This window comes from Vibrio sp. PSi01 (assembly GCF_054960695.1).
This window is the reverse complement of sequence record NZ_JBHNYN010000009.1, coordinates 79,917-105,765: the sequence shown is the minus strand read 5'-3', so window position 1 is coordinate 105,765 and position 25,849 is coordinate 79,917. Positions and strand designations below refer to the sequence as shown.

At 44.2% G+C, this 25,849-nt stretch carries 23 protein-coding genes; 14 read left to right on the top strand and 9 right to left on the bottom strand.

Annotated elements, in window-relative coordinates; translation table 11 throughout:
- The first annotated feature begins 166 nt into the window (after positions 1-166).
- Positions 167-1,126: an aminoimidazole riboside kinase gene (locus tag ACFI6G_RS13965; RefSeq protein ID WP_016795534.1), complete on the top strand. Its 960-nt coding sequence runs from the start codon at positions 167-169 to the stop codon at positions 1,124-1,126.
- The gene (locus tag ACFI6G_RS13960; RefSeq protein ID WP_016766974.1) at positions 1,123-2,568 is read left to right on the top strand and encodes a sucrose-6-phosphate hydrolase; all 1,446 of its coding nucleotides are present in this window, start codon (positions 1,123-1,125) and stop codon (positions 2,566-2,568) included. Before ACFI6G_RS13965 ends, ACFI6G_RS13960 begins: the two co-directional genes overlap by 4 nt.
- A gap of 69 nt (positions 2,569-2,637) precedes the next feature.
- Here ACFI6G_RS13960 and ACFI6G_RS13955 read toward each other — a convergent pair whose 3' ends face one another.
- The gene (locus ACFI6G_RS13955; RefSeq protein ID WP_016795535.1) at positions 2,638-3,285 is read right to left on the bottom strand and encodes a glutathione S-transferase family protein; all 648 of its coding nucleotides are present in this window, start codon (positions 3,283-3,285) and stop codon (positions 2,638-2,640) included.
- A 97-nt stretch (positions 3,286-3,382) separates the two neighbouring features.
- Here ACFI6G_RS13955 and ACFI6G_RS13950 point away from each other — a divergent pair, with 97 nt between their 5' ends.
- Positions 3,383-4,234, top strand: coding sequence for a LysR family transcriptional regulator (locus ACFI6G_RS13950; RefSeq protein ID WP_016766976.1), 852 nt, complete (start codon positions 3,383-3,385; stop codon positions 4,232-4,234).
- Here the strand turns inward: ACFI6G_RS13950 and ACFI6G_RS13945 are convergent.
- Positions 4,227-5,705 (bottom strand): cryptochrome/deoxyribodipyrimidine photo-lyase family protein, encoded by a 1,479-nt coding sequence (locus tag ACFI6G_RS13945; protein WP_016800014.1) that lies wholly within the window; start codon positions 5,703-5,705, stop codon positions 4,227-4,229. The genes ACFI6G_RS13950 and ACFI6G_RS13945 overlap by 8 nt on opposite strands.
- Before the next feature lie 107 nt (positions 5,706-5,812).
- Positions 5,813-7,618: a sigma-54-dependent Fis family transcriptional regulator gene (locus ACFI6G_RS13940; protein WP_016800015.1), complete on the bottom strand. Its 1,806-nt coding sequence runs from the start codon at positions 7,616-7,618 to the stop codon at positions 5,813-5,815.
- Positions 7,619-7,948: 330 nt separating this feature from the next.
- On the opposite strand from ACFI6G_RS13940, the gene exaC reads away from it, so the two are divergent.
- Positions 7,949-9,469: an acetaldehyde dehydrogenase ExaC gene (gene exaC / locus ACFI6G_RS13935; RefSeq protein WP_102387353.1), complete on the top strand. Its 1,521-nt coding sequence runs from the start codon at positions 7,949-7,951 to the stop codon at positions 9,467-9,469.
- A gap of 143 nt (positions 9,470-9,612) precedes the next feature.
- Here exaC and ACFI6G_RS13930 read toward each other — a convergent pair whose 3' ends face one another.
- The 4 genes from ACFI6G_RS13930 to ACFI6G_RS13915 all read right to left on the bottom strand — a co-directional run bounded on the left by ACFI6G_RS13930 (position 9,613) and on the right by ACFI6G_RS13915 (position 13,349).
- A complete protein-coding gene (locus ACFI6G_RS13930) occupies positions 9,613-10,350 on the bottom strand; it encodes an NUDIX domain-containing protein (RefSeq protein ID WP_010432825.1) in 738 nt (245 codons plus the stop codon).
- A gap of 230 nt (positions 10,351-10,580) precedes the next feature.
- The gene (locus ACFI6G_RS13925) at positions 10,581-10,982 is read right to left on the bottom strand and encodes a hypothetical protein (protein ID WP_010432828.1); all 402 of its coding nucleotides are present in this window, start codon (positions 10,980-10,982) and stop codon (positions 10,581-10,583) included.
- Between the two features lie 222 nt (positions 10,983-11,204).
- A complete protein-coding gene (gene fghA, locus ACFI6G_RS13920) occupies positions 11,205-12,044 on the bottom strand; it encodes an S-formylglutathione hydrolase (RefSeq protein ID WP_010432829.1) in 840 nt (279 codons plus the stop codon).
- 156 nt (positions 12,045-12,200) lie between these two features.
- On the bottom strand, positions 12,201-13,349 hold the full coding sequence (locus tag ACFI6G_RS13915; RefSeq protein WP_102387329.1) for an S-(hydroxymethyl)glutathione dehydrogenase/class III alcohol dehydrogenase: 1,149 nt from the start codon (positions 13,347-13,349) through the stop codon (positions 12,201-12,203).
- Between the two features lie 510 nt (positions 13,350-13,859).
- Between ACFI6G_RS13915 and ACFI6G_RS13910 the strand changes: the two genes are divergently transcribed.
- The 7 genes from ACFI6G_RS13910 to folM all read left to right on the top strand — a co-directional run bounded on the left by ACFI6G_RS13910 (position 13,860) and on the right by folM (position 19,923).
- Positions 13,860-16,046: a metallophosphoesterase family protein gene (locus tag ACFI6G_RS13910; RefSeq protein WP_102385033.1), complete on the top strand. Its 2,187-nt coding sequence runs from the start codon at positions 13,860-13,862 to the stop codon at positions 16,044-16,046.
- A gap of 241 nt (positions 16,047-16,287) precedes the next feature.
- Positions 16,288-16,632, top strand: a complete 345-nt coding sequence (locus ACFI6G_RS13905) for a DMT family transporter (protein WP_016786018.1) — start codon at positions 16,288-16,290, stop codon at positions 16,630-16,632.
- Between the two features lie 228 nt (positions 16,633-16,860).
- On the top strand, positions 16,861-17,106 hold the full coding sequence (locus ACFI6G_RS13900) for a hypothetical protein (RefSeq protein WP_010432840.1): 246 nt from the start codon (positions 16,861-16,863) through the stop codon (positions 17,104-17,106).
- Between the two features lie 466 nt (positions 17,107-17,572).
- Positions 17,573-18,097 carry a 2-amino-4-hydroxy-6-hydroxymethyldihydropteridine diphosphokinase gene (folK, locus tag ACFI6G_RS13895; protein WP_016766985.1) on the top strand — a complete coding sequence of 175 codons (525 nt, stop codon included), beginning with the start codon at positions 17,573-17,575 and terminating at the stop codon, positions 18,095-18,097.
- 86 nt (positions 18,098-18,183) lie between these two features.
- Positions 18,184-18,561 (top strand): dihydroneopterin triphosphate 2'-epimerase, encoded by a 378-nt coding sequence (gene folX / locus ACFI6G_RS13890; protein ID WP_010432847.1) that lies wholly within the window; start codon positions 18,184-18,186, stop codon positions 18,559-18,561.
- A gap of 10 nt (positions 18,562-18,571) precedes the next feature.
- The gene (folE, locus tag ACFI6G_RS13885; protein ID WP_102363393.1) at positions 18,572-19,210 is read left to right on the top strand and encodes a GTP cyclohydrolase I FolE; all 639 of its coding nucleotides are present in this window, start codon (positions 18,572-18,574) and stop codon (positions 19,208-19,210) included.
- Complete coding sequence (gene folM / locus ACFI6G_RS13880; RefSeq protein WP_016766986.1) at positions 19,207-19,923, top strand: dihydromonapterin reductase; 717 nt, start codon at positions 19,207-19,209, stop codon at positions 19,921-19,923. The genes folE and folM overlap by 4 nt, the downstream gene beginning before the upstream one ends.
- 275 nt (positions 19,924-20,198) lie before the next feature.
- Here the strand turns inward: folM and ACFI6G_RS13875 are convergent, their stop codons facing one another.
- Positions 20,199-20,792: an NADPH-dependent FMN reductase gene (locus ACFI6G_RS13875; protein ID WP_016787557.1), complete on the bottom strand. Its 594-nt coding sequence runs from the start codon at positions 20,790-20,792 to the stop codon at positions 20,199-20,201.
- Entirely contained in the window at positions 20,789-21,697 is a 909-nt protein-coding gene (locus ACFI6G_RS13870; RefSeq protein ID WP_016785536.1) for a DMT family transporter, read from the bottom strand. The genes ACFI6G_RS13875 and ACFI6G_RS13870 overlap by 4 nt, the downstream gene beginning before the upstream one ends.
- Positions 21,698-21,827: 130 nt before the next feature.
- Between ACFI6G_RS13870 and ACFI6G_RS13865 the strand changes: the two genes are divergently transcribed.
- The 3 genes from ACFI6G_RS13865 to ACFI6G_RS13855 all read left to right on the top strand — a co-directional run bounded on the left by ACFI6G_RS13865 (position 21,828) and on the right by ACFI6G_RS13855 (position 25,846).
- Positions 21,828-22,310: a MarR family winged helix-turn-helix transcriptional regulator gene (locus ACFI6G_RS13865; RefSeq protein ID WP_010432882.1), complete on the top strand. Its 483-nt coding sequence runs from the start codon at positions 21,828-21,830 to the stop codon at positions 22,308-22,310.
- Positions 22,311-23,089: 779 nt separating this feature from the next.
- Positions 23,090-24,223, top strand: a complete 1,134-nt coding sequence (locus tag ACFI6G_RS13860) for an OmpP1/FadL family transporter (protein WP_462710313.1) — start codon at positions 23,090-23,092, stop codon at positions 24,221-24,223.
- A 297-nt stretch (positions 24,224-24,520) separates the two neighbouring features.
- Positions 24,521-25,846, top strand: coding sequence for an anaerobic sulfatase maturase (locus ACFI6G_RS13855; RefSeq protein ID WP_016790095.1), 1,326 nt, complete (start codon positions 24,521-24,523; stop codon positions 25,844-25,846).
- The last annotated feature ends 3 nt before the right edge of the window (positions 25,847-25,849 follow it).

Here is a 25,849-nt window from a genome sequence, read left to right as displayed (position 1 = left end):
TTCACTTCATTTCCTAAGCTTTGGGGTGCTAGCTAGGTGATTTGGCTTAGCTAGCCTTTTTATATTTTTACATGACAGCGTGAAGTGTCACCTTGCTTTTGGTTGCTACTGCTTTCGATTGCCATCGCTTTCGGTTGTCATGATTTTCAGTTTTAAGGTAAGAAAGATGAATCAAGTTTGGGTAACTGGAGACGCCGTCGTCGACCTCATTCCGGAGACTGACGCGACATTATTGAAATGTCCGGGCGGTGCGCCTGCCAATGTCGCGGTAGCGATTTCTCGCCTTTTAGGCAAAAGCGCATTTTTTGGCCGAGTGGGTAACGATCCATTTGGCACTTTTATGGAAGTGACTCTGCAAAAGGAAGGTGTGAATACCGAGCGTTTGGTGAAGGACCCTGAACAACGCACATCAACCGTGGTGGTTGATCTTGATGACCAAGGCGAGCGCAGTTTTACGTTTATGGTTAAGCCAAGTGCCGACCAGTTTATGTCTGTTGAAGACATTCCCGAATGTAAGAAAAACGAGTGGCTACACGTCTGCTCAATCTCTTTGGCTAATGAACCAAGCCGAAGCAGCACTTTTGAAGCAATCCGACGTATGAAAGCCGCGGGCGGTTACATCAGCTTCGATCCAAACCTTCGTGATGAAGTGTGGCAAAACCCATCTGAAATTAAGTCTGTGGTCATGAAAGCGGTTGAATTGGCTGATGTGGTTAAATTCTCAGAAGAAGAACTGGATTTCCTAACCGATTCAACTTCGGTGGAACAAGGTTTGGCTAACATTGCAGATCTTAACAACACGCTTGTTTTGGTTACGCAGGGCGCGAAAGGCGTTTGGCGAGTATTTGAAAACCAAGGTGTGTTGATTTCAGGTCGCTCAGTGACGCCTGTGGATACCACAGGCGCAGGCGATGCTTTTGTTGGCGGCTTACTTGCAAAGCTTTCTCAACATGAAGAGTGGAATAATCAACAAGTCGTTGACTCTGCAATCCAGTGGGCAAATGGCTGTGGTGCATTGGCAACCACGCAAAAAGGCGCGATGACCGCACTTCCCACGCAAGAGGCTCTCACTCAGTTTATTCAAAAAGACTCTTCAAATACGAATGCCGTAGAGGAGAGTGTATGAGTTTGAATTCGAACTGGACAGTAGAGCAAAGGTACTGTCGCGTAGAGCAGATTTCTCAAGACAGTATGGATGCGATGGTAAAACAGCGTAAGCAAGATTCTGGATACCCTAGTTACCATATTGCTCCCAAATTTGGCTTGCTGAATGACCCGAATGGTTTGTGTTACTTCAACGGCGAGCATCATATTTTTTACCAATGGACGCCGGTTGGCCCTGTTCATGGCATGAAGTATTGGTATCACCTGTCTACAAAAGATTTTGTTCACTTCGAAGACCATGGCATTGGACTGCATCCAGATCAAGATTACGATTCTCATGGGGTTTATTCTGGTGGAGCTCTCGTTGAAAACGACGAAGCTATTTTATTCTTCACGGGAAATCATCGTGATGAAAACTGGGAAAGGTCCTCAACTCAGTGTGTTGCAAAGATGTCCGTCAAAGGGCAAATAGAAAAGCATGGTGTGGTTATCGAAAATGAACACTACACAGAACATTTCCGCGACCCAAAAGTGTGGAAGGACGGTGACGATTACTTGATGGTTGTTGGGGCTCAGACCCAAGAAAAACGTGGTTCAATGGCGCTGTACAGAAGTCGTGATCTCATGAACTGGCAGCATAAAGGTTCTATTCAAACTCGTTACAACAATCTTGGCTATATGTGGGAATGCCCTGACTTTTTCGAGATAGATACCCAGTCAGTGATGTTGTTTTCTCCACAAGGTGTCTCTAGCGATAATCCGTACGATTTTAAAAATATTTACTCAGTGGCTTACATTGTTGGTGATTGTTTGAATTTAGATTCGATGGAATTTGAAAACCATCAAGATATCGCGCAGCCTGATTACGGATTTGATTTTTACGCACCTCAGACTTACTTAGACGATTCCGGTCGCCGGATCTTGATTGCTTGGGTAGGCCTTCCTGATATCGACGCTCCATCTGTAGCGCACCAATGGGCGGGTATGTTGTCATTACCTCGTGAGTTGAAAATCCAAGATGGTTATCTTGTTCAATCTGCTTTACCTGAATCGAAAGCGCTGCAGGGTGAGGCTGTGGTGGTTGAGAACACTCTTGAACTGAATACAACCAGCTTCATGATTGAGATCGAAACAGGTGCGGACAAGTTTGAGTTTACGCTTGCCAATGCCGCGGGCGAGAATATCGTGTTCAGTGCCACAGAGACGGAATTCATGCTTGATCGCAGTAAGATGTCTCAACTTTACGCGGAAGAGTTTGGCTGTGTGAGAAAAGCGCCGAGGTTAAGTGTTGAGCAAACTATCGAAGTTTATGTCGATAAATCGGTGATCGAAATTTTTATCAATGGCGGTAAACATACAATGACCAGTCGTTTCTTCATCGATGATTTGAAGTTGTTGTCGATTGCCGGTGACATGGAAGCCGTTTATCACTCGATGAGTTCAATTAAAGGGTTGGATGAATAGTCCTCTTTCATTTCAGTTACAAAAGCCGCTGTTTACCAGCGGCCTTTTTAAGCTTGTGAACTTCATATTTTAAGCGAGTTGACCGGCTTCATCCTCTTCAACCACATCGGTTTCCAAGCTTGCTTCTGCTAACCATTTTTGTATTGAAGGGCTGTTAAGCACGCGTTGTTGATACTGTGATGCCTTTTCGGAAAGTTGTATTCCATAGGTTTCTACACGTAAAGCCACAGGTGCAAACATCGCATCGGCAATCGACCATTCACCAAACAACCATTCCTCTGGGTATTGTTCCATTTGTGCAGACCATATTGCATCGATACGAGCGATGTCTTTCAGTGCATCTTCACTCAAAACGAGCTTTCTTTTAGCTCGGCAGTTCATCGGCATTTCATTTCTGACGGAAAAAAAACCAGAATGCATCTCGGCAGAAATTGCTCGGGCATGGGCGCGCTCTGCAACTGAATTAGGCCATGCCGCGCCGTTCAAATGTGCGTCGTTGACGTATTCAAGAATGGCCAACGAATCCCAGACGGCAATATCACCATCGACTAAGGTTGGAACTTTGGCCGTTGGTGTAACGGCAGCCAACGTATCGTAGAAATCAGAGGTAAAAAGTTTAAGCTTGATGATGTCTGTATTCAGGTTGTAGTTATCAAATATCAGCCATGCTCGTAATGACCAAGTTGAGTAATTCTGGTTTCCAATATAAAGCTGCATAGGTGCTTCCTTGCGTTTGGTGAGTATGTTTTGAGCTTAGGGGATTGTATTACGGAGCACTAACGGATAATTTTGATGGAATACATTAATAAAAGCGATGGGTGGTGAGTTCAATATGGATATTGATGCGTTGCGAGGCTTTCTCGCTTTTGTGGAAACCAGCAGCTTCACGCGAGCCGCGAAACAGATCAACCGCACCCAATCGGCATTCAGTGCTCAGATGCGTAAGTTGGAAGAAGAACTTAATGTAACTCTTTTTCAAAAAGAAGGACGCAATCTTGTGCTCACTGAAGCGGGCTTAGCGCTACGTTCTCACGCGGAGCAATTGGTTGCCCTCCACAATTCGGCCCTGAAACAGGTAAAGCGATATGGGGACAAACAGCCGCTTCGGTTAGGTTGCCCAGAAGATTACAACGACACCATTCTTCCGAAAGTGATTCGACTGTTGCAGCAAGCAGAACCCACCTGTTCTATTCAAGTATTCAGCCTACCAAGTATTACGCTCAGAGAGTGGCTAGATGATGGCCGATTAGATGCAGCGATTGTCACCCGAGCGCCTGACAGCGAAGAGGGATATTGGCTGACTCATGATGTCGGAGTTTGGATTAGTAGCCCTGAGTTTGCGTTTGATGACGTTAGGCCAGTTCCATTGGCGCTGTTTCAGACTGATTGTAAGTATCACGCGGCGGCGGTGAACGGTTTAACCAAGCAAGGTACGTCTTACCAACTGTTGGCATGCAGTAATACTGCTTCGGCGCAGCGTGCAATCGTGAAGGCCGGTTTAGCTATTGGGGCGATGGGTAAGCTCAGTGTTACCCCTGATTTGAAGATCCTTGAAGACATGCCTCCACTGCCTTCGGTGGACATTGTGCTTATTCTCGCCAGTAAACCTCACCCAGTATTGGATAAAGAAGTGCTCAATCAACTTGTCGAGTTGGGAACTAATTAGATTTCTTCTTTGATGGCCTGACATGCCGAGATAAGACCCGACTATTTTCTTGCTTTACCTCAGTCAGTTTTCGCCATGACCATAAACGTACCCGTGCCTCTTTTGCGCTGGTTTCGAGATCTATGACAGGATTGAGGTAAGGAGAGTTAGGTTCAAATTTATGCATCATCATTTCCATCGGCGTCATCTTCCAGGGCTCAAATAATAATGGCGTCGGAACCTCTGAGAGTTCTGGAACCCATTTTCGAATAAAATCACCATCGGGGTCGTGTTCTTGTGCTTGCTTCGTTGGGTTATAAATTCTTATGGTATTGATTCCAGTTACTCCAGCTTGCATTTGAAACTGCGGATAATGAATACCGGGTTCGAAATCGAGGAAGAGTTGCGCTAAATGAGTCACGCCATTTCGCCAGTCCATATTCATGTGGTGAGTGAGAAAGCTCACTAACATCGAACGCATCCGAAAGTTGATATACCCCGTGTGATGCAAACAACGCATGCAGGCATCGACCAATGGCACTCCCGTTAAACCGAGTTTCCATGCTTTTAATCGTGTTGGGTCGTTTACCGTTTCATTGTACAACAGCGCCTCATAGGCGAAATTTACACAGCGAAATTCCATGTCACATTCAGATTCAAACTTCTGCATGAAATGACAGTGCCAATGAAGCCTTGAAGAGAGAGCGATGAGGCTACGACGAAAGCCTGCGACCTGCCAGTGTTCCAACAGATGTTGATAAACTTCACGCAGCGAAATGTTACCCCAAGCCAAATACGGGGACAGGCGAGTGCAAGCATGTCTCGATGCTTCTGGGCTTGAGATACTGCGGTAGTAATCGCGACCTCGTCGCTGAAAGAAGTCATGCAAGGTTGCCCATGCCAACGTACTGCCGCCCGTTTGTATACCATTGCTTTTGGTTAACCAGGCTTCTGGAGGCACTATTGCTAACCCAAGCTCATTAGCATCCAGAGTATGCAATGATTCTGTTGTCAATTTGGTTTGGATTATGGGGGCGCGCATGACACTGTTCCAGTGTTTATCCCAACCGATTCGGTCTTTCGCCCCTCTGACGACAGCGCCCTGAGCAGACTCTTGCCAATAGATGTTGTGTTCTTGAAACCAGTCAGAAATTTGCTTGTCACGATCGAAAGTACAATTTAAGCCTACCTCTTGATGGGAGAATACATTTTGGATGTGGTAACGAGATTGGACCGCTTCGAAGCAGTCGATAGCGTTACCATAGAGTATTGATACTTGATGTCCATGCTCGCTCAATGACAGGTTCATGCATTGGAGCGATTGCCAAATAAATCTCCAGTGCCGTTCTGAATAATGCGCATTGTCTAACAGCATGGGCTCAAAGATGTAAAGTAATACCGTTGGGTGTTGCTCTGATAAAGCCTGCTGCAATGGCTCGTGATCGGTAAGGCGTAAATCTCGTTTTAGCCACACTATGTTAATTGTTTGCATCTGAACCCTCTGTCGTTTTGAAGCATTACGTAGCAGAGGTCAAAATTTCTCACTAGATGTGCAATTTTTTATTGCTAAGAAAAGCCACAAATAAGAGTGTCGGGTACTTATTGTTTATTAATAATCCCTAAGCTCTTCAGTTTTCGATAAATAGTGTTGCGGCTGATGCCGAGTATTCGTGATGTCTTGCTGATATTTCCTTGGTTGGCTTGATAGGTTTGTAGCAAAGTATCTTCAACGGTGCTTTTTAAATCTGACTTTGGCGTACTTTCGATGGTGTTAAGCGCCATGGGCTTATGATGATTATCTTCTGTCAGCGATGTCAGCGATGTCAGCTGTTGAGCAAGATGGCTCGGTACATGTTCTAGTGTGAGTTGTGCTTCCTCACCGGCGAGTAGGGCAGCGACTTTAAGTAAGTTGTCTAACTCGCGGATATTGCCAGGCCAAGAATAGGCGCATAACAAACTCATCAAATGTGGGCAGATTGCTTGTTGGTTTTCAGCGTATTTATTATGAATGTTTTCGATTAAGGCTTGTTTGTCTTGTCTGTGTTGTAGGCTTGGTAAAGTGAAGGCTAAGCCGTTCAAGCGATAATAAAGATCTTGTCGAAATTCTCCGGTTGTGACTAGCTGCTCTAAGTTTTTATGAGTCGCGGCGATGATCTGACAATCTACTTGATAGCTTTGGTTTGAACCCACAGGCACTACAGATTTGTCTTGCAGAACATGCAGCAATCGACACTGAGCTTCCAAAGGCATGTCGGCAATTTCATCTAGAAACAGGATTCCCTTATCTGCTTGGCGGATCTTACCTTGGAATCCTTTGTGGCTTGCGCCAGTAAACGCGCCTGGTGCGTAACCAAACAGTTCGGATTCGATAAGATCTTTCGGTAGCGCACCGCAATTCACTGCAACTAAGGGCGACGATTTACGCTGGCTTTGCTTGTGTAATGCTTTAACAAATTCGCCTTTTCCAACGCCCGTTTCTCCTAAGATTAGGAGGCTGATCCCTTTGTCGATTACCTTATTGGCTTGCTGCCAAGCATGTTCAATTTGTTGCTCGCCATGGTGCAAATCGCACGATGCCGAAATAGAGCGAGTGCGTTTTGCGGTTGGCTGCTTGAGATGCTGTTTTTCAAATACGAATGGCGTATCTAATGAGGTTCGGTTGAAAAGAGTGTCGATGCATTCACCAACGATCGAGGTTTGATCCAGTAGTTGAGAGGCAACCTGATTGTGCGCTAGTACTTCGCCAGCTTCGTTTGCTATCACAATTCCTTGCCAACCACTGTGCAGCAACGATTTCTCACATGCGAGGTCAATACGAGTCGAGCCTTGTGGGATATGGCTCAAAAGTTGGTTTTCAATAAGCTGAACCATATTTTGTACCAGCAATTGCACCGAACTGTCGTGCTGTTGCTGCTCGCTGGTAATGTCTAATACGCCAACCATTTGACCTTGATGATTGAACACCGGACTTGCTGAACAACTGATAAATCGATGCTGGTGGATGAAGTGCTGTTCGCCAATGATAGTTACTGGCTTGGCTTCTACAATCGCAGTGCCTATTGCGTTAGTGCCTTTAAGTTGTTCCTGCCAACACGCTCCTGAGCTGAGTGCTATAGAAGTTAGTTTCTCTTTAAACCGCTCTTGTCCCCAGCTCGCCAGAATCACCCCTTCTATATCCGTCAGAATTAAGCGGCTGTCAGTACGAGCAAACATCTGATTGAACAAAGGCAGGGCATTACGTTCGACAATGTGGATCAAGTCAGATGATTGGTGACGTCGCTGCTTAAGAATGGATTGCGGCAGGCGAATGTCTTCGGGAAGTCGTCTCTGTTTTAGGCCTGCTTCTGTGCTGCGATGCCAAGAGGATGAAAGCCAATCTGATGTGTTTGCTTGTTGAAGGTGCATGACTGTTCCATGTCGTAACAGTGAGGGTGTACCAAATTGGAACAGTTGAACACTGGAGTGGTCTCCATACGTCCGTTCAATGCCAACTCACTTTAGGTTGTAAACGTTTGGTAATCATAGTTTTACATTTTATTAACAACAAGGTTTGAAGTTCTGGCGTGTGATTTGCGTTGTTACTGTTGTAAAGAAAACATGAAGTATCAGTGTTTTAAACAGGAAGTATAAATATGGTGACTCTCTTCTCACGAGAAAGCGCCGTGTATTTTCAACAACACAAGTTCAATAAAACAAATACAACATTGAATAATAAAATCAAAGAAGGATCGAACTATGATTTACGCACAGCCGGGTAGTGATAACGCAGTGGTGAACTTTAAAGCTCAATACGATAACTTTATTGGTGGTGAGTGGGTTAAGCCTGTGAGTGGCGAATATTTTGATAATATTTCTCCTGTTAACGGTCAGGCTTACTGTCAAGTGGCACGTTCAACAGAGGCGGATATTAGCTTAGCATTGGATGCCGCGCATGCTGCTCGTGCAAGTTGGGCTGCGACTAGCGTGACGGAGCGCTCAAACATCCTGCTTAAAATTGCCGATCGTATTGAAGCGAACCTAGAAGAAATTGCAGTTGCTGAAACGTGGGAAAACGGCAAGCCAGTTCGTGAAACGCTAGCGGCAGATATTCCTTTGGTTGTTGACCACTTTCGCTATTTTTCAGGTTGTATTCGAGCGCAAGAAGGCAGTGCAGCAGAGTTAGATTCAAACACAGCAAGCTACCATTTCCCAGAACCGATTGGTGTGGTGGGGCAGATTATTCCTTGGAACTTCCCGATTCTAATGGCGGCTTGGAAGCTAGCACCTGCGCTAGCGGCGGGTTGTTGTGTCGTGATGAAGCCAGCTGAGCAAACACCCACATCAATTTTGGTGATGATGGAGAAGATCGCCGATCTTCTACCTGCAGGTGTGGTCAACATTGTTAATGGTTTTGGTAGCGAAGCGGGTCAAGCACTGGCAACCAGTGATCGTTTGGCTAAATTGGCGTTTACTGGCTCAACTGAAGTTGGACATCATATTCTGAAATGTGCGGCTGAAAGCTTGATTCCTTCAACGGTTGAGCTTGGTGGTAAATCTCCAAATATCTATTTCCCAGATATCTTCAATCATGAAGACGATTACCTAGATAAGTGTGTCGAAGGCATGCTGCTTGCGTTCTTCAACCAAGGTGAAGTATGTACGTGTCCGTCGCGTGTTCTTATCCATGAATCGGTGTACGACAAGTTCATCGCCAAGGTGATCGAGCGTGCGCAAACCATCAAGCAAGGTAACCCATTGGATACCGATACTCAGGTGGGTGCGCAAGCTTCAAAAGAGCAGTTTGATAAGATTCTGAGCTATCTTGAGATAGGTCGCCAAGAGGGCGCTAAAGTGCTAACTGGTGGTGAAATTGCGCAACAACCTGATGATTTGGGGGACGGTTATTATATTCAACCAACCATGCTCGAAGGCAACAACAAGATGCGTGTCTTCCAAGAAGAGATCTTCGGCCCTGTTATCGCGGTAACCACTTTTAAAGACGAAGCGGAAGCACTAGAAATTGCCAATGATACCGAATATGGCTTGGGTGCAGGTGTGTGGACTCGAGATGCAAATCTAGCGTATCGCATGGGACGCAACATCGAAGCAGGTCGTATTTGGGTGAACTGCTACCACGCTTACCCAGCACACGCGGCGTTTGGTGGTTACAAGAAGTCGGGTATCGGTCGTGAGACGCACAAGATGATGCTCGATCATTACCAAAATACGAAGAATCTGTTGATTAGCTACGATACTAATCCGTTGGGCTTCTTCTAATACTGGTTTGTTTTAAAAGTATGAGAATGAATCATGGGTACAAAGAATAATTAACAACGCAGTTGGCTTATATTAAGAAAAACAAAAAGTGAAAGCAAAACGCCTAACTCATTTGAGTTGGGCGTTTTTATGCTTGAATCGTTCTAGCTTTGCGAAAAGAAGATCTCTGGCTTGTGGACAGGGCCATAGTTGCCTTCTAACTGAGTGAGCTCCAAACCTTGCTTTCCGATCAGAGTACCGACCAACTGGCGGTTAAACGGGTAGCTGTCGGGGTTGTTAATATATTCTTCAACATCAATCCATTTAGCTTCTGCAATTTCATCAGTGTCTTGAATCGAAATCTCTTGGGTTTGAGCGATAAGGTGACAAATAAAGTAGAGGTTCGATTTACCGAATTGATACGGGTGCCTTGTCGCCATGCCAACCACAGAAACGAATGTGGCTTCGATACCTGTCTCTTCCAATGTTTCTCGAATTACTGATTCTTCAATGCCTTCGCCCAACTCAATATGACCGCCAGGTAACTTGTAGCCAGTCATACCGTGCTCTTTGATCATCAGCACTTGGTTGTGTTCGTTAGTGATCAATGCGCCTGCACCCAAAGTGTGGGTGGGGATGAAAGGCACAAACTCTACAATCTCAGATTTATGGATCAGCGTAATCTCGTCTTCTAGACAGTTGTGAAATACAAAGCCAAGTTCAGTCGCCACCGGAATAAGGTGCGACAATGAAATAGGCAAGCTAATCCAAATGATGCCTTTGTTGTTCTGATTTGAAAATTCGGTGATCTCGCTGAGTTCGGCATTGAATGAATCAGCATCGTGAGGGGCTGTTGCTGGGTCAATGATGATGCCGTTAAATTTGTCGAGCGTAAATTCCACGGGTGATCCTTTATTATTTTTGATTTATTGGGAGTCGAGTATAGGTGGAGCTTATCTTATCTCAAGAGCTTATAAAACCTGCTCTGATTGTAGTATTTTTAAGAACACGGCAGTGGTGGAAAAGTGATGGAGAGTTTAAAGCGGGCGGCTTGAAAAAATTGCGCTAGAAACAAAAACTGCGCTTGGAAGCTTAAGCGCAGTTTTAGAATCGGGTCTATTTGAGTTCGACGCTAACGAATATAGTTTGCATCAATACTCACGTACCAGTGCTGAAGCTTGCCGTCAGATTTTTTGATCCATAAATCGTTGGTGTAGCTCTCGATCTTACCGTTAACCGTTAAATTGAACGTGTTTTCGTCGAATTCGCCAAGCTTCACGAACTGGTCTGTGGTAACTAGGAACGGGTCCATGTCGTCCACGCCAACCACATCTGAAATCACATAGTAGTGGTATGTCAGCGGCTTGCTCGCGTCATTCGGGTTGCTGCGGTACGCCACAAGCTTGAATGGTTCCGTTAATGGAACATCGAGCGTTTGCTTGTCCATGGTCGCTGGAATTGGAATAAACAGCCAAGCGGTAAACAGACCGCTCAATAAAACCATCAGGAAGAAAAGAATCTTAATTGCTTTCATAGCAACCTTCAAAATAGGTGATGTTGAAGGCGCTATGGTAACAGGTTTGATTTGCTGATTGTAAGAGTATGAATGAGTGAAAGTATCACCTGTCTGTTAGGAAGTTTGAATGAATTGACACACTGTTCATAAACCTTGGTTTACATTTATTTGTGCGAGTAATGAACAGTCATAAAAAAGCCCACACCTTACGGTTGCAAGGCGTGGGTTAAATAACGGTGATTACTTGTTTAGGTAAGCGGCATGGAACTCAATATGCTCATCAATAAAGCTAGAGATGAAGTAGTAGCTATGGTCGTAACCTGGCTGCATACGTAGTTCTAAATCGGCATTGGTTGTCTTTGCTGCTTCTACCAATTGCTCAGGCTTTAGCTGCTCAATTAGGAAGTTGTCCGCTTCTCCTTGGTCTACCAACATTGGCAGCTTAGTGCCTTTGGTTTTTAGAAGTTCAGAAGCGTCGTAGTGTTTCCACTCTTCAATATCTAAGCCTAGATATTGGTTGAATGCTTTCTGTCCCCAAGGGCATTGCATTGGGTTGGTGATTGGGCTGAATGCCGAGATAGAACGGTAGCTATCTTCGTTTTTAATGCCAATCGTTAAGGCACCGTGTCCGCCCATGCTGTGACCAGAAATCGATTTCACCGAAGTCACTGGGAAGAATGATTCAATCAGGGCTGGAAGCTCTGTTACCACGTAATCGTACATGTGGTAATGACTGTCCCATGGTGCTTGAGTGGCATTCACGTAGAAGCCTGCCCCTTGGCCTAAATCGTAGCTTGCGTTGTCGGCAACGCCTTCGCCGCGCGGACTAGTATCGGGCGCGACAATAGCAATACCTTGCTCAGCCGCGGCTTTGAAAGCACCGGCTTTTTGCATGAAGTTTTCATCGGTACAGGTTAAGCCTGATAACCAATACAAAACAGGAACTGGGTTTTCTTTGCTTGCGTTAGGTGGCAAGAAAATCGCAAAACGCATGTTGCAGTCAAGCGTTGCAGAAAAGTGGGTGTATTGTTTGTGCCAACCACCAGCAACCTTTGCTTGGCTAATGTTTTCGATTGTCATCTATTGTGCTCCGTTAGGTTGATGGTTTGGGAGTAAATTTGTCTATATCACTTAAAGTTTCACCACCCACCGGGCAGGAGGTGGTGAAGACAGTTTCGCTCTGATGTTTAAGTCAGAATTGTGGTCTCGACACCTAAGTGCCAAGACCGAGGGGTGTTACTTATCCATGTGTAGAACAGTACGGATAGATTCACCTTTGTGCATTAGGTCGAATGCTTCGTTTACGTCTTGCAGACCCATTGTGTGAGTGATGAACTCTTGAAGACCAAACTCACCTGCCATGTAACGGTTAACGATTTCTGGAAGCTCAGAGCGGCCTTTAACACCACCGAAAGCAGAACCACGCCATACACGACCAGTTACTAGTTGGAATGGACGAGTTGAGATCTCTTGACCTGCACCCGCAACACCAATGATTACTGATTCGCCCCAACCTTTGTGGCAGCACTCAAGTGCTTGACGCATTACGTTTACGTTACCGATACACTCGAAAGAGTACTCAACACCGCCGTCTGTCATCTCAACGATAACGTCTTGGATTGGCTTGTCGAATTTAGTTGGGTTGATGCAGTCAGTTGCGCCAAGCTGTTTAGCTAGCTCGAACTTGCTCTCGTTGATATCAACACCGATGATGCGGTTAGCACCAGCCATGCGAGCACCAATGATTGCAGAAAGACCGATACCGCCTAGGCCGAATACAGCAACGTTGTCGCCTTCTTCAACTTTAGCTGTGTTCAGTACCGCGCCCATACCTGTAGTTACACCACAACCTAGAAGGCAAACTTCTTCAAGTGGTGCTTCTTTGCTTACTTTCGCTAGAGAGATTTCTGGAAGTACCGTGTACTCAGAGAAAGTAGAGCAACCCATGTAATGGAAGATTGTTTCGCCATTGATAGAGAAGCGGCTTGTACCGTCTGGCATTAGGCCTTTACCTTGCGTTTCACGAACCGCTTGGCATAGGTTAGTTTTACCAGATTTACAGAACTTACATTCGCCACATTCAGCTGTGTAAAGTGGGATAACGTGGTCGCCAATCTCAACACTTGTCACGCCTTCGCCGATCATCTCAACGATACCGCCACCTTCGTGACCAAGGATTGAAGGGAAGATACCTTCTGGATCGTCACCTGATAATGTGAATGCGTCAGTGTGACAAACACCAGTAGCAACGATGCGAACTAGAACCTCACCAGCTTTAGGAAGTTGTACATCAACTTCTTCCATTTTTAGTGGCTCGCCAGCTGCCCATGCAACCATTGCTTTTGATTTGATATGAGTTTGACCAGGTTTAATTTCGATTGTCATTGGATGCTTCCTATATATGTCAGTACAGCGGATAACTGTGCAATTAGCTTCAACCCGTTAAGAGTAGTTGAGCTTAATTGTTTCCGCTCTCTCGTTTTGTTGGAGCTAGTATAGGTGTGAGTGCATGTTTTGATAATCCCCTTAAATAGAAAATGATTATTACGTATTTGTAATAGTTAGTATGAAGATCTGCTCTGTGTTCCCAGTAATTACTTTATTCAGATCGAGTCGGGTTTTGATGGAGGGCTACTTATCCAAATAGTCTGAATGCATAGTTATCATTGATGTTTTAGTGGTTGTGTTATGCCAGCTTATATATTAATAACTGATTCCTACGATAGAGTTATCAATACTTATAATCGTTACTAACTAATTGAATTTTAAGGATTGAAGCAAGGTCGCATAAGTGCTCTGTCTGCAACGTTTTGTAAGATATCCGAAACAATAATGTCATTTTTCTCACCTAATCTCCTCGCCAAATTTTTAGTTCTAACTTTTTGGGAAGAGAAAATGAAAAAGAGTACATTGACCGTACTGTCAGGCTTGATAGCAGCCACACTGGTTGGTTGCAATTCGAATTCGCCAAGTGATAGTTCACCAGGTGATGACAACGGTAATCTAGAGAGCGCAGTACAAGTCGCATTCATGCCAGATATCCACTTCCATGATGTTTACGGTAAATTTGAAGACGGTTCGTTCGCAGGACTCTACAACTCGGATAGTCGTGAGTATGCGACAATTCGAACGATGGAATCTCAAATGAACTCTACTCGTCTTTTCAATGAAAACTACTTTGCGATGATAGCGGGACTTGATGATGTGGTTGCGCGTGGTGTGAAGTATGTGGCCTTGCCAGGTGACTTTAGTGATGACGGGCAGCCAGTCCATATGCGTGGTTTGGTTAGTATTTTTGACCATTACCGTGATACACACGGCCTTGAATTTTTCGCAGCACCTGGTAACCACGATCCAGTGCGTCCATTTACAATTCCCGCAGGTAAATCTGATTACCTAGGAGAAGGTGGTAAAGAACAACGCATCTTCAGCCTTGGTAAAGAAGAGTGTGTTGGTTATGACGATGAGTGGACAACTATTCCAGGCCAAGGTGACAGCTTAGACACGATTTGTACTGAAGAAGTACGTGAGTGGGGCTATGAAGAGATCATGAGTATCCTTGGTACTCACGGCTTCTACCCTCAACAAGATTACCTCTACTTTGAAACCCCTTACAGCACCGACCAAGCTCGAACTAATTACAGCTATGATTTAGCGAAAGAAGAAGCGGCCTTTGATAAACGCATGTATGAGATCTGTTACGAAGGCACAGGTGGCAGTTACAAAGAAAATGGTTACACAAGTTGTTCTGAAGTGCCGGATACCAGTTACTTAGTAGAGCCAGTGAAAGGACTTTGGTTGTTGGCGATCGACGCGAACGTTTATCGCCCGAAAGAAAACTCGTCTGATAATTCTGTCGATGGTGGCACGTTTGACGGTTCAAGCAACGCTGGTTACAACATGATGCTGACTCACAAAGAGCATGTGATCGATTGGATCTCTGATGTGGTAAAGGCGGCGAAAGAGCAGAACAAGACGCTGGTTTCCTTCTCGCACTTCCCGATGACCGATTTCTATAACGGCGCTTCTGAAGAGATTGAAGACTTGTTTGGTGAAGGTAGCCACCAACTTGCACGTGAGCCTGACGACAATACCAGCCGCGCATTGGCAGCGACTGGCTTAAATATCCACGTTGGCGGTCACATGCACTTTAACGATACAGGTAAGAAGAGCTTCAATATTGATGGCGTTCAGCACACCCTTTTTAATATCCAAGCACCATCGCTAGCGGGTTATGTTCCTGCATATAAGCTCTTAAATATTCGCCCAGATAATCAGATCGAAGTTGAGACAGTAATTATCGACCAAGTGGCACGTTACAACGAGTTATTCAGTCACTATGAAGAAGAGCATGAGTACCTTACTCAAGCTGCAGTCGGAGACCCAGAAGCACAAGCGAAAATCTGGAACAAAGACATTTTGGATTCAGAAAACTACTACGAACTGACTGATTGGCACATCCGTGAACTAACGCGTCTGCGTTTCCTTCCGGGTGACTGGCCGCTAGAGATGCGCGCTATGATCATGGAAATGAACGGTGAAGAGATGATGATTATGTCTCAGCTACAAACCAACTTCACGGTCTGTCAGCTAGCGAACAAACTCGGCTACGACGTAGGTACTTGTGTTGAAAATGGTGTGGATGACTACGAGCAATTCCAACGAGATTGGGAGACAGCTAAGGTTGTTGCTCAAAAGCTGGCTTCTTTAGAAGGACTAGAATTAGCTGATTTTGCAGAGTGGAGCGGTGAGCTACTAGCGACAGATTTCTACCGACTACGTAATGCAGACGAACTGGCATTCCGTGATATCGGTGAAACACAACTTCGCCAATACGAGTTGCTAAGCCGAGAGCTTTCAGAATTTGATGGTACGGTGGATTCTGAACTGGGTGACCTTGGCCAATATACCGTGGGAGAGGTATTCCGCTCTCGTTTTGGTAGCTTGTTTGTCATTCTTGAAAAATTCGCAACAGGCCAAGCGAGTGACCACTTCTTGATTGATATCGACCAGCAAACACTGACCGATCTGAAAGGTGAAGTGAAGCGCGATATTCTTAGAGGCTCTACGACAGTAAACTAAACGTTGCAGCTTTGCTTTTTTAAAGACTAAGTGTCTTGATATCTCGATTAAAAAGAGCCTGTTAGCCATGAGTTAGCGGGTTCTTTTGTTTTTAAATGAATGAGTGGGTTGGGACTTATTCATTGGTTTTCTGGTTAAGCTCTCTTAGGGTATGTCATAATAATTACTTACTGAAAAACACATGAATTAGACATAAAACTACAATATTCTAGCCGCCGAATTTAATGTTGTGGACCTAAACATGCTTTTATCTCTCCCACCGCCAGTGATGCTGTCACTCGCCATCGTGCTTGAAGTTGTCGCGACTTCTCTATTGCCTAAAACGCAACAGTTTACTTATTTACCGGCTACTGCCGCAGTATTGGCTAGCTACGGCTGTGCCTTTTATCTGTTGTCTTTAACAGTGCAAACCATGTCTTTGGGTGTGGCGTATGCGATTTGGTGTGGGGCAGGGATCGTGCTGGTCGCAGCTCTGTCTTGGCTGGTCTACGGACAAAAACTCGATATCTTCGCGATCATTGGCATCGCTTTGATTTTATCTGGCGTAGTGATTATCAACCTGTTTTCATCGTCTGTGAGCCACTGAGCAAGGTCTAGCTCGCGTTTCTTGTGTTTTGAGCATGGATCGAACCATTTGGTGGAGCGTTGCATACCTCTCCCTTTCTAAGGTAAATAGTACTCGATTACATGTCAGTGGATTCCTGTATCAGCGTCAGCTTTTTGGGGTTAAAATGCCTTTTGGTATATGCGATAAAGTTGTAAATACTTCCGGCCTTGCTGCAGTGACTCCCCAACTTAAACTAAAAGACTTACTATGAATTTTGATATCAATGCACTGAAACACCACCAACTGGTCGAAGATGGTCAACTAGAGGGGTGTTACATTCATCAGCCTGTTAAAGGCAGTCAACAAGATGACAAAGCCGTGTTAGCAGAGCGTGTAGCGCTGGAAAATATGGGATATAAGGTGGTGCAAGTTCAAGCGAAAGGCGGGACAACAACGTTTGCCGAGGCGATGCAAAAGTTTGCGAAGAAGACGGGGCACCAGACCAAAGAGTAAGCGAATGGGGTAGGGGGTTATAAAACTCGCTTACCCCTATCGAACCTCTCAATCGGTGTTATTCATGTTGACAAAGCTCTGTCCAACAATGGTTTAGGTCAAAAATCAAACCGATACTGCTTATCCACGATGGCACCCCCTCCAAGCATGCATCGAAAAGAGTCGATAATCATGATGAGGAGCACACCATGCTTGTTGTGCTCAGAGCAGGCTTTCAGTGGGGTGCGTCTAGTGCTAATGCTATTTGTAGCTCTGTGCATCATCATCTTCAAGATTGGTGTTACAGCTTATCAACCGTCATATGCGCTCGCATGGGAATTGTTCTAGATAATGGTTCTATTGCGTGAATATCTAAATTTGCCACAGATGCGTATTTTTCTTTTATCTTCCTGACATTAAAAGGAGTACATAGCTGATCTTCATAGCGAGTTGGACGTATAGGCCAACTAAAAAGGAAGAAAATAATATGGCTACAGTCTATGTAAGCATCGGAAGCAACATTAACCGCGAACATCACATCACAGAATCTCTTAAGGCATTAAGTCACCTCTTTGCACCCCTACACATTTCTAATTTCTACGATTGCGAGCCTGTTGGTTTTGAAGGGGATAATTTCCTAAATCTAGTCGTTGGATTCGAATGTGACTTCTCTGTCGCAGAACTGGTTAAGGTTCTACATCAAATTGAAATAGAGAATGATCGTAAGCGTCAGACTAAAGCGTATGCTTCACGTACGATGGATATCGATATACTTCTTTATGGCAATCAAGTGGGCATGATCGACGGGGTAGAACTGCCTAGAGGCGAAATCACCGAATACGCTTTTGTGCTCAGGCCGTTAGTCGATATTGCCGCGCAAACACTTCACCCCACTCTAGACATTTCGTTTCAACAGATCTGGAAAAATTTTGACCAGTTAAGTCAGAAAACTAAACCCATCCCTTTTGATCTCAGTTTCATTAAGCCCTTGCAACGACTGCAAAATGAATGACTGAAATTGTAATCGCTCGCGTTCTAATGATCTTTTCTTAAAACATGCACGTAACTGACTTCACTTTCTAAGGATTGGACACTGTTATGAATCACAACGCTATCATTACCATCACAAATCTCAGATTAAGAACCTTCATCGGCTTTAACGAAGAAGAAAAAACCAAGCAGCAAGACATCGTCATCAATGCAGAAATCCATTACCCCGCTAATAAACTTTGTCTCTCTGATGATGTGGACAATGCTCTCAACTACAAAAATATCTGCAAAAAAATTATTCAACACGTCGAATCAGGAAGATTTCTGCTTCTTGAAAAGTTAACAAGCGACGTACTCGGCATTTGTATCGACCATCCATGGGTTCAATACGCTCAAGTGAGAATTGACAAGCCTCATGCTCTGCGTTTTGCCGACTCTGTTTCGCTCACCCTGAGCTATGAAGCAGATAACGACAATAATTCATAAGGAGTGAGTCATGTTAAATACGGAAGCCGAAAAAGTAAGAGAAGCTTTGCTCGAAAAAGGACTTGAAACCCCGATGATACCGAGCGAAATGAATCCTGATCAGAAGTACAACTGCATTAAAGGACTTTTAACGGAAGTTGTCAGTACGCTTGGGTTGGATCTAACCGATGACAGTCTCGCTGAAACACCCCATCGCATTGCAAAGATGTACGTTCATGAGATATTTTCAGGTCTAGATTATGATAACTTTCCAAAAATCAGTGTGATAGACAACAAAATGTCGGTTGATGAAATGGTCAAGGTATCGAATATAGATTTAACTTCGACGTGCGAACATCACTTCATTACCATCGATGGTTTAGCAGAAGTGGCCTATATCCCTGAAAACAAGATTCTTGGGCTGTCTAAAATAAACCGCATTGTACGATTCTTTGCTCAGCGCCCTCAGGTCCAAGAGCGCCTTACCCAGCAAATTTTGGTCGCGATACAGACTCTAGTTGAAACAGAAAACGTGGCCGTGACGATTAAAGCAACCCATTATTGCGTTAAATCTAGAGGTGTCATGGACGCCAACTCTGAAACTTCAACAACCGCTCTCGGTGGTATCTTCAAAACTAACCCTCAAACCAGAGCTGAGTTTTTACGATGAGTGAAACCATACTAATAACTGGCGTTGGAAAACGTCTAGGCTTCGCTTTGGCGCAGCAACTTCTAGCGGAAGGGTACAAAGTGGTTGGCACCTACCGCAGCCACTATCCCCAATTACAGCTATTGCGAGACAACGGGGCAGACTTGCAACAGGTAGACTTTTATCAACAAAGTAGCTTAGAGGGCTTTCTTGACTACGTTAGTCAAGAATACAAGGTAATTCGAGCCATCATACACAACGCTTCCGACTGGAAGCCTGAGAACAAGAAAGATCCAAGTGAAAATGCATCACAAATCATGCACCAGATGATGACGATTCACGCCACCGTGCCTTATCTGATCAACTTAACACTCAAAGACCAACTGATGTCTGACGATCACACTTCAGACATCATTCACATCAGTGATTACGTTGCGGAAAAAGGCAGTAAAAAACACATTGCCTACGCTGCTAGTAAAGCAGCGCTCAACAACCTGACGCTATCGTTTTCTGCAATGCTGGCTCCCAAGGTGAAAGTAAATACCGTTTCTCCAGCTATGATTAAGTTTAATGAAAATGACGATGAGGCGTACAAAACCAAAGCTCTGAAAAAAGCTCTGATTCCGGCCGAGGCAGGCTTTGAAGAAGTGATAGATGGTATTAAGTTTGTTCTGGCTAGTCATTATATGACAGGAAGGACTTTGCACCTTGATGGCGGCAGGCATTTGAAGTGACCCCTTTGTAGTAAGAGCTTGTGGAAGCACAGTCAATGGAACTATCTAAACCGCTTCTGATCCAATTATTGTTAGTGCTAATTTTTATTTATAGGCTGTTAATTCAGGCATTCAATCCCAGAGCTAATATGAAGATGAATAGGGTACTACGCTCACTTTATCCTTATACGGTGTATTCGAATAATTAGGATAATTATAAGCGAGCGTATGACTACTCATCTTCGTTCTTAACAAGAACCACATGTTTGGGCAGGTGACTTTTGTATTGCTAGTGGCTACATCCCATAGCGGAACTTTTTACCTATATTGATCATATCGCGATGCACTGGAGCTAGTGCATTAGCGTAGGCAGCTAGTAGCTTCATGGTATATTCGCTGCGGTCATGCAGATTCAGGTCGGTACATTCGTGTTCAGTTGTCAGAATATCTTCGCAGTTACGAAACATCAGATGATCAGGCAGAAAACACACATGATTGTTTTTATTACCCGTCATCCGTAATTCACTGATCGGGTAGACACCATTTACGCTCGCTGAAACGCTCACCAGCAGCGCTGCTTTATGAGCCAGTTCCTCGTCAGTGGTCAGCATCAAAAAGTTCTTTAATGCCGGCGTTGCCATTCCATGCCATTCTGGGGTAATAAAAATGAACGCGTCCGATTTCTTAAGGATTTGAGCGACAGGTTTCCATTGTTTCCACTCCTCACTGTCTTGCCATACTCCTTCATTCCAAAACGGTAGATTCAGTTGGTGTAAATCGAGAACGGTTGCCTTGTCAAAATGAGGCTCAGCCAGTGTTTGTAGGTAATAGGCAACATTTAGGCTCTGAGAATGCGCTCTTTGACTTCCTGATACGATTGTAATATTCATATTAATTCCTTTTTACGGTCTGAAATTGTGTTAGTTGATTGGTTTGATGGTGAGCGAGGCGTAGCCAGCACAATTGAAAATAGAATTACAGAGGCACCAAGTAATTGGGGCCAGGTCAGTGTTTGATTTAGGATTAGATATCCAAGAAAACAGGCAGAAACACTGCTTAGAAATCCGAGAAAAGAGACGGTCACCGGAGGCAGTTTCTCGATACCGCGAAACCACAGAAAGTAACCCAAAACGGCACCAATCAGGCTTAGGTATCCATAGCCTAGGTAGTTGATTGACGTAAGTTGGTTTGGAACGCCTTCTAGCCAAAGCGAGACTGGTAGCAAAATGATGCCGCCAAATAACAATTGCCAACCTGTAAACCCAAGCATCGTCATGCCCGTAGGACGTCCCCATTTTTTTGTCAGCACCACGCCTAAAGCCATGCTCAGCGTTCCAAGTATGGCGGTAGCCACACCTTCAATATTGATTTCGGCTGAGCTGTTAAGCACTAGCAGGCCTACGCCGAGAATTCCCAACACACTAGCGGTCAGTTGTTGTGAAGAGAAGTTGGCACTCAATAGGTACCAACTCATGATCATTACAATCACCGGCTGAATAGACATCACCATCGATGCCATGCCACCCGGTAGGTAGGTTGCCGCGAAAAATAAGCAATAGAAAAATAGCCCGATGTTCAGAAAACCTAGCACTGCCATACGGAGCCACCACAATCCAGTTAGCCCCGTTCGGCTAATAAGCACAAGCAATATACCAGCAGGAAGCGAACGGATTGTTGAAGCAATAAGCGGACTTTCTGGAGGTAGCGCTTCCGTTGTGACTATATAGGTACTGCCCCAGATAATAGGTGCAATTGCGGTTAACGCTATTGTCTTAACTTGTTGAATCCTGTTCATAACTCTCCTTAACTGACTAGTTATTACTTTAATAAAAGTATCTTTTACAAAAGATACTTTTATTAAAGTAATGGAAGCCTAATCTTTAATCAAGTATATTTTTGAAAAGATATTTACTTGAGAGATAAAAATGACATCAGATAAAGTTGATAAAATTCTTGCTCAATGGCTTGCAGTCAGGCCGGATCTGGATTGCTCAGCAATGGGTGTTGTCGGGCGATTACGTCGAACCAGTGGTATATGGAAGAAGAATTTGGAGTCGGTTTTTCAAGAACATGGGCTGAGTAGTATTGAGTTTGATATTTTGGCTACTATGCGCCGCAGCGATACTGTGGTCACTCCTACTGAGCTGTATCAAACTCTGATGCTTTCGTCTGGTGCGGTCAGTACACGTATTGAACAGTTGGTAAAACGTGGTTTTGTCCAACGTATTGCCAGTGAAGAAGACAGACGCAGCTGTAAAGTTACCCTGACTCAAAAGGGAGTTGAGTTGGTGGACACAGCATTAAATGCACATGTTGCTAATATGGATAACATGCTGAGCGTACTTAGTAGCCAAGAACAAGATCAGTTGGCAAGTTTGTTGAGAAAGATACTGTTGGAAAGGCAATAACGAACAGTCGCTTTTTAGGTTTTCAATATTCCTTTACTCGTTTACTGGCTGTTAATGATGGCTTGCGATACTAAAAATTAACCGGAACGCTGTAATTAGAGCTGAAGAGCTAGCAAGTTTCTGTCCAGAATCTTCTCAGGTTGAACTTTTACCGTGGCACTTTCTAGCTCAAAAGTGCCCAACTCTGCGTTACGTTGTCTACTCCCACTTATTCTAGATAGTGGAGTCTGACTTACAAATAGTAACCTCATTAAGTGGATATATTCCCCAAGATTACCTCCGACTAAGCAACCAACTTCAGCCCGCTACTGCGAAGTTAGTAAGTATAAATTCTGTTTATAGTAAATGTAATCACCACCAACTATTTAGACCAAAACCGAACCTATAGAATAATGGAACACACTTATATGGACCGTTTTCATTAATGGCCAAGTCGACGGGTTCTGTTTGTCATTTTGGTTGCAACTCCCTTTTCTATTTCGAAACACACCAACTCTGTCCTGGACACCTAATCAATTGTTAAATGAGTGATGACACGTTAAATGCGGATATGAATCGGGGCATCGAAAATCTACAAGTGAAATTGGTCTAAGTTAAACGAAATCCAAGACAATATTGAGTTTTGTGGCTGAGTTGAATGACAAGAAAGGTTCGGGCGCCACTTAATTACTAATTACGTGAACGCTCTAGCTTTTATTGCGGATGGTTCAAGTGTGGGCTTGTTGCATGTGTGCAATACGCCGAAAAATTCTCTCGAAACATCCTAAGGAATCTATAAAATGAAGATGACGCAAGTCGCTCTCAATGTTGTGGTTGCATGTGCCACTCTCTCCCCCTTTTGGGTCAATAGTGCTGGCTTAAGCATGTCTCAAATAGCGACAACCAAAAGCGTTGCAACAGCAGGGGCCGCCAACGTTACAAATAGTTCTGACTCTTCTGCAACAATCTCAAACGCCGCTGCACTTTCTGGCATTGAAGATCGCTCGTATGTTTCGGGCGCTCAGTATATCAATGTATTCAACCAGTTCACTCGTGATGATTCAGGAGAAAGCACTGAAGCCTCAAAGGGATTAATCGCACCTCACGCCTCTTATGCTAAAAGAGTGAATAAGAAAGCGGTACTTGGAATTAGTCTTCATTCCGCGGGTGGCTTAGGTGCTGAATATAGCAATGGTGTCGGCGCTAATCCAATCAATGCCATTTCAGAGAATGCTATTGCTGTCGTCGATATTACAACTGGTGTTTCATATCAAGTTACAGACAAGCTCTCCCTTGGCGGTTCTTTGATTCTTCAATACATGAAGATAGACGTCGTTGGTGGCGTGAACACTCAATTGGAAGAACTTGCTACCGGTGACAGTGTTGCTCCTTCTTTTGCTCTGAGCTCTTACTACACGTTGAGCGACAATACACACTTGGGTCTGCAATATCGCCATAAAACAGACCATGAAATTGATATTGAAACGTCGCTAGATGTGAATCCAACCGCGAATTTGTCTTGGGTTACTAGTATCGACTTGGGGCTTAAGCATGCTCTTTCCAAACAAACCGATGTAATGGTTAACGCTAAGTTTGAAAACTGGGAAGATTATGACGACAAATATACATGGACCTATTCTGTAGGCGTTGGCGCAGCGCATAAGATGGATAAGTTTACGATTTATGGTGGCGCTAGCTACGACTCTTCTCCAGTGAACGAGAATGAGCGAGACGTACTACTGCCCGTTGACCAGCAATGGCGCGTTGGGTTTGGTAGTGAGTATGAGCTTGAATCTGGCAACAAGTTAGGTTTAGCGTATCAATATCAAAATAATGGAACCGCGGATATCACAGCCGACAACGTGACACTCCAGCCAACAGGAAGTTATGAAGATAACCGTATTCACTTTGTGACCCTTTCTTATCGTCACTGATTCGTTTAACAAGCCTAGATGTCGAGTTATACACTTTAAACTCACCCAGAACCAAAGCAGAAGAATATAAGAGTAGAGAGCAGAAGAAGGCTTTGGTTAATCACTAAAATGTGTCGATATTTGTCGGTGGTCGTGGATTTGAGCTATTCAGAGGTATGAACTATAAATCCTGTTTATAGTAAATGTAACCACCACCGACTATTTAGCCAGAAACTGAACCTATAGAATGGTGATACACACTTATGGACGCTTCTCACTAATTAGCCACAATGGATGGGCTGACTATAAGGTTCACTCATGCAAGCACCTCACAATTGTCACGTAATGGCCAAGCCGACCGGCTCTGTCTGTAATCTTGATTGCAGTTACTGTTTCTATCTTGAAAAACACCAACTCTATCCTGAACGTCAAACAAACTGGCGAATGAGTGATGACACGCTAAGTTCCTATATAAAGCAGACCATTGAAGCTCAAAGCAACAACCATGTTCAATTTACTTGGCAGGGCGGTGAACCAACAATGATGGGGCTCGCGTTTTTTGAAAAAGCCATGCAGTTATGTGAACAGTACGGAAAGGGAAAAAAACTTGAACACACCTTTCAAACCAACGGTATTTTGCTTAACGATGCTTGGTGTGAGTTTTTCAAAAAACATCACTTTTTAGTCGGTGTGTCCATTGATGGGCCACAAGATCTACACGATGCTTACCGAGTCACCCGCTCGGGTAAACAAACACATGCTCAAGTTATGCAAGGTATCGAATTGTTAAAAAAGCATGGTGTTGAGTTTAATACGCTTACCGTCGTCAATAATGAAAATGTAAAGCATCCAAAGCGGGTGTATCAGCATTTGAAAGAGATTGGTTCAACGTATATTCAGTTTATTCCGTTGGTCGAACGAGCGAAGCAAACATGTTCTGAAACGGATTTAAAACTTGTCTTACCCGATGAGTCTTTAGCGGAAGTGACGTCATGGTCGGTGCCTTCGCAAGCCTATGGCGAATTTCTTTGTGATATTTTTGATGTATGGGTACGCAAAGATGTGGGCTCCATTTTTGTGAATATGTTTGATAGTACGTTGAGTGCTTGGTGCGGACAGCAGTCTGGAATGTGTCATTTTACTGAACGTTGTGGTCATGCTTTTGCTCTTGAGGCGAACGGGGACTTATACAATTGCGACCATTATGTATACCCTGAACATCGTTTGGGCAATATTCATCATAAATCGATTTCTGAATGCAATAACAGCCAGCAAGCCATTGAATTCGGTCTACAAAAACAAACAACATTGACTCCCGACTGTAAAAAATGCCCATTTCAGTTTGCCTGCAATGGAGGGTGTCCAAAACATCGTTTTGAACGCAGTTCAAGCGGACATCCAGGGCATAACTATTTTTGCCAAGGCTATAAAAAATTCTTCGAGTACAGTGCTCAATACATGAAAGAAATGCGTAGGCTATTATCTGTTGGTCGTTTTGCAGATGAAATCATGTGGGCATTGGCTTATCAAGATGTGAAGCTGACAGCAGTTGTAAGCAAAAGCTCGGTGACCATTGGTCGTAATCAATCCTGTTCTTGTGGAAGTGGTATAAAATACAAACATTGCTGCGGAGTAAGAAGGTAAACC